The organism is Bacillus sp. P4_D3 (genome assembly GCF_056401855.1).
On sequence record NZ_JBFUIN010000587.1, the window covers coordinates 1 to 1,932 of the forward strand.

Genomic DNA, 1,932 nt, shown 5'->3' on the forward strand with positions numbered 1-1,932 from the left:
GTATACAATTTATCATGTAGTTTTTCTATTTGTTCTTTACCCTTTTCAACTCCTAAAAACAAATAGTCTCCCACACTTGTTATACGACTTGCAAACTCAATTTCAATTTCTCCTATCCCTTTTGCCAAATTCAAAACATGTGATTTCAGCTCATCATTCGAAATGGAGCTTTCAAATGGAAATACAATTGTTATATGCGGTCGAATTAATCCGAATAAAGGATCATGCTTTTCTCTCATACTCTCTATTTCATCAATGGGCATGTTATGTAAAAACAGTAGAATTGTACGCACTTTTATATCCCCTACTTCCCCTCAATTTTTTATATTTATCATATTGCATGATAGCGTGAACTTCAATAAATTATTTTGCTTGCATATAAAAATAAAAAACTTCTCAAATGAGAAGTTTTCATATAGCATGGTTATTATTTTCTCGCAAAACTTTCCTGAATTTTATATAACAAGCAATTCTCCACGGAATAATATACGATACTGCAACTACGTAAAATAATAAACCTATTGTTTGTTGATCTAAATCAACAATATATTGTCTTGAACCATATCTTAAAACGACAAGTGCAATAAAAGTAATTAAAAAGGCTGCACTTTTTTTCGTATAAATATTCCCATCATCTCTTCGCTCATAATTTGTTAAAACTATAAGTGGTACGGCAAAAAGAATTCCAATAAATACTGCTATAACTACTTGTAATAGTGCTGGATGTACGGGTCCAAAAAACCATATTATCCCCGGTGTTAAAAATATTAATGGCCACAAAATACGTTTTCCCGTACCCTTAATCGGCTTATACATAGATCGATAACGGCGCCAAAAAATTAGTAAGGCCACGCATAAAAAGACGGTTATTAATGAAGAGGTGTCTCCCATTTATTATTCCTTCTCTCCTTTAATATTAATCTAACAATCTTTTAAACTGTTTGCTCAAATGAAACTTTACGAATAAATATACTACTAGTTATGATATATAGAATGGTTAATCCAATTGAAATCACAGTAAAATAGGGAATATCTATTAAAGATAGATCGCTTGTAAATAATAAACCTTTTATTCCTACCTCACCATAAAGCACACTGTTTGTTGTTAAAAAAAGTGTTCCACCAATCATAAGACCGATCCACTTAAATCGTTGTTTAAAAACAACTACTACTTGAAAGAAACATGCTGTCGTAACATAAAATAAAAATTGTAAAATAAACTGTTGTGCTAATAGTTCTCCAAAACTAGCATTCCCCATATTATATTTTACATCTTGTAAAAACATTACTTGAAGTAATGAAAATAGTCCGGATTGCAGTACAATATAACAAATCGCTCCGATAAAATATTGTATCCTTGTCACACCAAATGAAATGGCTAAACGAAATAAATCATCTTGTATGATGAAAGTACTCCCTATTATAAACATCATAATTGCTATAGAAGGATTATTGATAAATTCGGGTAAATAACCAATTTTCATTCCATATAAATTAACAGCATTCATAGCCCCTTTTATTAATAAAGCTGCGATCCAAAATATTAAAATTGCTTTATAATGAAAATTTATATGTAACTTCAACTGCTTCATTAACATCGTCATTTCACCTCACCACCAGTTATGTGAATAAATAGTTTTTGTAATGTAATTTTATCAACTACTAATCCTTCTTTTTCAAGAGAGTAATAATCTTCATTAGTAAGTTCTTCCCATATAACAGCTATACCTTTATTTCCATAAACTTCTCGGTTTATAACTTTTTTATTAATTGAAAACGCATCTACTTTATCTTTTTTCCCTGAAATTATATGCCCCTGTTGTAATATATCTTCCACTGATGATTGAACAACTAGTCTTCCTTCTTTTATGATGATTACATCTTCAATTACATGGGTTACTTCTTCTACTAAATGTGTTGATAATATAATGG

The 1,932-nt window shown here is 30.0% G+C and carries 3 protein-coding genes and 1 pseudogene; all 4 read right to left on the bottom strand.

Going from position 1 to position 1,932, the window contains the following annotated elements:
• The coding region (locus tag AC1DTM_RS24370; RefSeq protein ID WP_477001096.1) for a 2'-5' RNA ligase family protein at window positions 1–293 on the bottom strand (293 nt) is incomplete at its 3' end.
• A 118-nt stretch (window positions 294–411) separates the two neighbouring features.
• A complete protein-coding gene (locus AC1DTM_RS24375) occupies window positions 412–891 on the bottom strand; it encodes a CcdC family protein (RefSeq protein ID WP_016105145.1) in 480 nt (159 codons plus the stop codon).
• 41 nt (window positions 892–932) lie between these two features.
• Window positions 933–1,604, bottom strand: a complete 672-nt coding sequence (locus AC1DTM_RS24380) for a DUF4052 family protein (protein ID WP_477001097.1) — start codon at window positions 1,602–1,604, stop codon at window positions 933–935.
• Window positions 1,601–1,932, bottom strand: a pseudogene (locus AC1DTM_RS24385) (ABC transporter ATP-binding protein); the annotation flags it as partial. The pseudogene AC1DTM_RS24385 and the gene AC1DTM_RS24380, both read right to left, overlap by 4 nt.

Bases quoted from the DNA above. Each gene is read 5' to 3' on its own strand.
- AC1DTM_RS24375 (WP_016105145.1), bottom strand. From the start codon at position 891: ATGGGAGACACCTCTTCATTAATAACCGTCTTTTTATGCGTGGCCTTA.
- AC1DTM_RS24380 (WP_477001097.1), bottom strand. From the start codon at position 1,604: ATGACGATGTTAATGAAGCAGTTGAAGTTACATATAAATTTTCATTAT.